Source organism: Accumulibacter sp. (assembly GCF_032229525.1).
Lineage (GTDB): Bacteria > Pseudomonadota > Gammaproteobacteria > Burkholderiales > Rhodocyclaceae > Accumulibacter.
In genome coordinates this window covers 1-4,921 of the sequence record NZ_JAVTWB010000225.1, presented here as the reverse complement: position 1 = coordinate 4,921, position 4,921 = coordinate 1, and the positions used below count along the sequence as shown (strand labels likewise).

Below are 4,921 nucleotides of genomic sequence, written 5' to 3'. Positions count from 1 at the left end.
AGTCGCCGATGTGCAGGTTGCCGTGGTTGTGGATGCCGATGATGTCGCCGGCGACAGCGTCCTCCATCAACAGCCGTTCGTTGGCCATGAAGGTCAGCACGTTGGCCAGTTTCATCTCGCGATCGAGGCGCACGTGCTTGACCTTCATGCCCGGCGTGTAGCGCCCCGAACAGACGCGGAAGAAGGCTATCCGATCGCGGTGCTTGGGGTCCATGTTGGCCTGGATCTTGAACACGAAGCCGCTGAACGCGCCTTCGCCGGGTTGCACCAGGCGTTCGCCACCGTCGCGTTCCTGCGGCGGCGGTGCCCAGTCGAGCAGCGCCTGCAGGATCTCCTGGACGCCGAAGTTGTTGATCGCCGAGCCGAAGAACACCGGTGACTGGCGGCCGGCGAGAAAACCGGCCAGCTCGAAAGGACCGCTCGCGCCCTGAATCAGGTCCACGTCCTCGCGCAGCTTGCCGACCTCGGCCGGAAACTGCTTGTCGAGCAGCGGGTTGGCAAGGCCGTCGAGTCGCTCCGACTCGACACGCCGTTCCTGCCCGGCAGCAAAATGCAGCAGGCGATCGTCGAGCAGGTGATAGACGCCGCGAAAAGACTTGCCCATGCCGATCGGCCAGGTGATCGGCGCGCACTCAATGCCGAGCACCGACTCGATTTCCTCGAGCAGCTCGAAAGGTTCACGCACCTCGCGGTCGAGCTTGTTCACGAAAGTGATGATCGGCGTGTCGCGCATGCGGCAGACGTTGAGCAACTTGATCGTCTGCGCCTCGACGCCCTTGGCCGCGTCGATCACCATCACCGCCGCATCGACGGCGGTCAGCACGCGGTAGGTGTCTTCCGAAAAATCTTCGTGCCCCGGCGTGTCGAGCAGATTGACGGTGTGCCCCTGGTATTCGAACTGCATCACCGAGCTGGTCACCGAAATGCCGCGCTGCTTCTCCACCTCCATCCAGTCCGATGTCGCATGACGCGCGCTCTTGCGTCCCTTGACCGTGCCCGCGAGCTGGATGGCGCCGCCGAACAGCAGCAGCTTTTCGGTCAGCGTCGTCTTGCCGGCGTCGGGGTGGGAAATGATCGCAAAGGTGCGCCGCTTGGCAACGTCGCGCAGGATTTCAGGCGGAAAGGGGCTGTCGTTGCGGCTTTCGTCAGGGGAATCGCTGCGGGTGGTGCTCATCGGGAAGCTTTCGGCGGCAGGAAAACAAAAAGCCGCCGGTTGGGGGAGGGTGAAGGCTGTGACCCGCTGGCGGCGTGCAGGGCGAACTATAGCAAGACTGGCCCCCCGCTGGAACCGGGCGGCCGGTAGCGACGAGACAGCGCGGGCGGTGTAAGCTTGTGGTGGCTGGTCAAAGTGGCGGCGCGCTGCCGCAGCTCACCTTCGTTGGTGCTATCGTTAGCGTCGGCGACGGGCAAAGTCCGCTGAACAGCCGAGAGGAATTCTGACCACGAGGAGGATCACGATGGAAAACGCCATTCACACGCTGACCGATCTGTTCCGTCAACTCGGCTTGCCTGACGATTCGGCAAGCATCGAAGCTTTCATCGCCAGCCATCGGCCACTGCCACATGCGCTGCCGCTGGCCGAGGCGCCATTCTGGACGCCGAGCCAGGCGCAGTTCCTCCGCGAAGAAATCACTGCCGACGCTGACTGGGCGGAGCTGGTGGACACCCTCAACTCGCTGCTCGCGGAATAGGGAAGTGTCGCGGTGGGCGTCGGCTCTTGCCACCGCGCGGCGATCTGATCCGCTGACATCAAGCGGAATGGCTTCCTTCAATCTGGCCAATGGCCCGGTTGCCGAGCCAGGCCAGCGCCAGTCCCGCCCAAAGGGATAGCGGCTGTGTCTGCGGCAGGCAGAGCGCTTCTCTGCGGTCCACTACCAGCGGGCGAATGTCTTCACCCTCGTGCGCCAGGCCATGGTGTCCGGCAACCGCCGCGGCATCCACCGTCGCGCAATAAAGATGCACCCGCTCGCTCGATAGATGCGGCGCCGTGAAATAGACGCCTATGGACTCGATCGAGGCAGGCGTCAGACCGGACTCTTCAGTGATTTCCCGCGCAATCGTTTCGAGCGGCGTCTGCCCGGCCTCGATGCGGCCAGCCACGATGTCGATCAGCCAGGGCATTGCGCCGGCGACGTGTGCGCCGGCACGATACTGCTCGACGAGCACCACCTTGTCCGTGCTCGGGTCGTAGAGCAGGGCGGCAGCGACATCGCTGCGGTGCAGAACTTCCCGCACCAGCGGCCCGCTGCTGCCGCCGTCAAAAAGCTCGTGCTCCACCGTCAGGCGACGAAGTTCGAAGAATCCCTTGTAGGCCGTGCTGGCCTCCAGAACTTTCGCTATAAGTGCTTTGCTCGGCATTCGGTAATTGTGGATGAACTCAAGGGGTAAAGCCAATGCAGGCGCAGAGTTGCCGGCCGTCGATCGGCCGGCTGTTCCAGGCGAAAGCGTCGGTTGGCCGAAGCGCGCCTTCACTGCTGGAAAGCTTCGCGGTGACGCCGCTCGCGCCCGTCACCTTCACGTTGTCCGTCTTGCAGTGCTCGCATGGACACTTGACATTCGTACGCTATTGCGCTCCTTTAGCCATCGCCTAAAGGAGCGCAAAATGAACACACTTACTGCCAGTGAAGCGCGTGCAAATCTGTACCGACTCATTGACCAAGCAGCAGAGTCGCACGAGCCAATCTTGATTTCCGGAAAACGCATTAGTGCGGTGCTTCTCTCCGCGGAAGATTGGAGCGCGATTCAAGAAACCTTGTACCTGCTGGCGGTCCCTGGCATGCGCGAGTCCATCAAATCTGGCATGGCCGAACCCCTTGCCAAAAGCTCGAAGGGGCTTGCGTGGTGAGTTGGGAGCTTGTTTACGCCGAGCAAGCCATGAAGGATGCAAACAAGCTTGCTGCAGGCGGTCTCAAAGCAACGGCGCAAAAACTGCTCGCGCTCCTTGCCAACGACCCATTTCAGAATCCACCTCCCTTTGAGAAACTGGTCGGTGATCTTGCCGGCGCATACTCGCGCCGCCTCAATATTCAGCACCGTATCGTGTACGAAGCCTTTGCCGAAGAGAAAACGGTACGCGTCCTGCGCATGTGGGCGCACCATGAATGAGCGGCCCGGCCCATCCATCGGCACGGACTGGCGCGATAAAATCGCGTCGGCCGGTCATAGCCAGAGCACCAAGCGGGCACCAAATGGGTCGGAGATATTTGCTTTTAGCTCCTGAAAAACTATTCACTCTGACCGTTTGGGCTGTGCGTGTGTGTCTGCTTCTGCGTGTGCTCGCCTCGCTGGTAGCGGAACGCGTTCCGCTCAACGTTTTCTCCGGCACATTGACACGGTGTAGCCAGCGGGATACGTTCGGCTCCTGCTGGAGATCCGCAAGACCGATGTCTTTGCCGCATGGATCGACGATCTCCGCGATGTTCAAGAGCGCGCGAGAAGTGGTGATTCTTTTGGCGGGTGGTGACAAGTCGAGTCAGGCCACAGGCATCAAAACGGCGTTACGACTGGCGCGCAACTTGAAGGAATAGGGACATGGCAAAAACAGAAACTACCCGCTACGACGTCGCCGAGCATCTTCGCACGCCTGAAGAGATGGCTGCATATCTGGAAGCCTGTCTTGAAGAGGCAAATGGCGATGCCAGTTTCATTGCCAGGGCGCTCGGCGACATCGCGCGGGCCAAGGGCATGACGCAAGTCGCTCGCGATGCAGGCCTCTCTCGCGAAAGTCTATACAAAGCGCTATCGGGTGATCGCGCACCGAGCTTCGATACCATTCTCAAGGTCATGGGAGCGCTTGGATTGAAGCTGCATGCCCAGGCGGTTCGTCATTAAGCGGACGCCGGACAATTCGGGCAAGAGAACAGCGCAAAGCGGCAATAAAGAAATCTCAACGCGATAATCGCGTCACAGGCGATTTTTTGGCCCTGGGACAGCTTGACGAGCTCCGCAGATTTTGCACGGCTTTCGCTTTCACGCAACTGCGGCCTGGAACCAACAGCCAAGAAATCTCGCCGATTCTGATATTCGCACCCATCAATGTTCTGCCGGACCGATTTCGGCGCTGGACGCTAGCAGTTTGCTGAAGGTCGGCTTTACTCTTGCACAAACGTGGCTTTTGGGTTGTAAAGAGCCTGACTGATTCTACGTGTCATCGGGTAGCCCCCGGCCATCCGATAGACACGGCGGAAAACTGAATCTCAAGACCGCCTCTCTGCCAAAAGTGCAGCCCGCGTCACCGGGCTTTGCAGTTGCTCCAGCCACCATTGCAGGGCACGCCCCTGGCCGCCCTTTCCGCCCTTGCGCCAGGCGTAACAAAATTGGAGCCGACGCTCGGGTTGCTGCGTTTGCTTCACCACCAAGCGTCCGCTATCGATGAAGCTTTGTGCCAGGCATGTCGGCAGGAAGCCGACTCCCAGGCCCCTGAGCTGCGCGTCGAGCTTTGCCGGCATGTCGGGAACGGTCATCACCTCCTGGCCGGGCAAGAGGCTGATCGTCAGGCCGCCGCCGCGCTGTATCGAGTCGGCCAGCGCCACCGCGCGATGCGGGCGAATAGCCGCAGCGGTCAAAGGTTCTGGGGCATGTGCCAGCGGGTGGTGCGGCGATACGGCAAAGACAAAATGCACCGTACCGAGGGACTCCCGCTCCAGGTCGGCCCCGCTGCCGGCCTGCACCACCACGCCCAGCGCCAGATCGGCCTGACCTGAGGCCAGTGCTTCGAGCGTGCCGGACAGCGTCTCGCTGCGCAGTTTAAGACTGGTCGGCGGTTTCAGCGCAAAAAATGACTGGCAAAGCTCCATCACCGTGGCGCGAACGATGATGCTATCCACGGCAATCGTGAACTGCGGTTCCCAACCGGTCGCCACCCGTTTGATGCGGTTGGCCACGGCATCGATGTCTGCCAGCAGACGCGCACCCTCGCGCA

At 61.2% G+C, this 4,921-nt stretch carries 7 protein-coding genes and 1 pseudogene; 5 read left to right on the top strand and 3 right to left on the bottom strand.

The annotated features are described in order from the left end of the window. The coding region (locus tag RUW20_RS17965; RefSeq protein ID WP_313953595.1) for a peptide chain release factor 3 at positions 1 to 1,174 on the bottom strand (1,174 nt) is incomplete at its 3' end. A gap of 283 nt (positions 1,175 to 1,457) precedes the next feature. Here RUW20_RS17965 and RUW20_RS17960 point away from each other — a divergent pair. After that, positions 1,458 to 1,691: a DUF2789 domain-containing protein gene (locus RUW20_RS17960; protein WP_313953594.1), complete on the top strand. Its 234-nt coding sequence runs from the start codon at positions 1,458 to 1,460 to the stop codon at positions 1,689 to 1,691. 58 nt (positions 1,692 to 1,749) lie between these two features. Here the strand turns inward: RUW20_RS17960 and RUW20_RS17955 are convergent, their stop codons facing one another. Beyond that, positions 1,750 to 2,358 carry an NUDIX domain-containing protein gene (locus RUW20_RS17955; protein ID WP_313953593.1) on the bottom strand — a complete coding sequence of 203 codons (609 nt, stop codon included), beginning with the start codon at positions 2,356 to 2,358 and terminating at the stop codon, positions 1,750 to 1,752. Positions 2,359 to 2,602: 244 nt separating this feature from the next. Here RUW20_RS17955 and RUW20_RS17950 point away from each other — a divergent pair, with 244 nt between their 5' ends. The 4 genes and pseudogenes from RUW20_RS17950 (at position 2,603) to RUW20_RS17940 (ending at position 3,831) form a co-directional block, all read left to right on the top strand. Next, positions 2,603 to 2,845 carry a type II toxin-antitoxin system Phd/YefM family antitoxin gene (locus RUW20_RS17950; RefSeq protein ID WP_313953592.1) on the top strand — a complete coding sequence of 81 codons (243 nt, stop codon included), beginning with the start codon at positions 2,603 to 2,605 and terminating at the stop codon, positions 2,843 to 2,845. Continuing rightward, positions 2,842 to 3,105 carry a Txe/YoeB family addiction module toxin gene (locus RUW20_RS17945; RefSeq protein WP_313953591.1) on the top strand — a complete coding sequence of 88 codons (264 nt, stop codon included), beginning with the start codon at positions 2,842 to 2,844 and terminating at the stop codon, positions 3,103 to 3,105. The genes RUW20_RS17950 and RUW20_RS17945 overlap by 4 nt, the downstream gene beginning before the upstream one ends. Positions 3,106 to 3,422: 317 nt before the next feature. Continuing rightward, a pseudogene (locus RUW20_RS21760) lies at positions 3,423 to 3,527 on the top strand (type II toxin-antitoxin system RelE/ParE family toxin); the annotation flags it as partial. A gap of 4 nt (positions 3,528 to 3,531) precedes the next feature. Further along, positions 3,532 to 3,831, top strand: a complete 300-nt coding sequence (locus tag RUW20_RS17940; protein ID WP_313953590.1) for an addiction module antidote protein — start codon at positions 3,532 to 3,534, stop codon at positions 3,829 to 3,831. 365 nt (positions 3,832 to 4,196) lie between these two features. Here the strand turns inward: RUW20_RS17940 and RUW20_RS17935 are convergent. Continuing rightward, a partial coding sequence (locus RUW20_RS17935) for a LysR substrate-binding domain-containing protein (RefSeq protein WP_313953589.1) occupies positions 4,197 to 4,921 on the bottom strand: 725 nt, incomplete at its 5' end.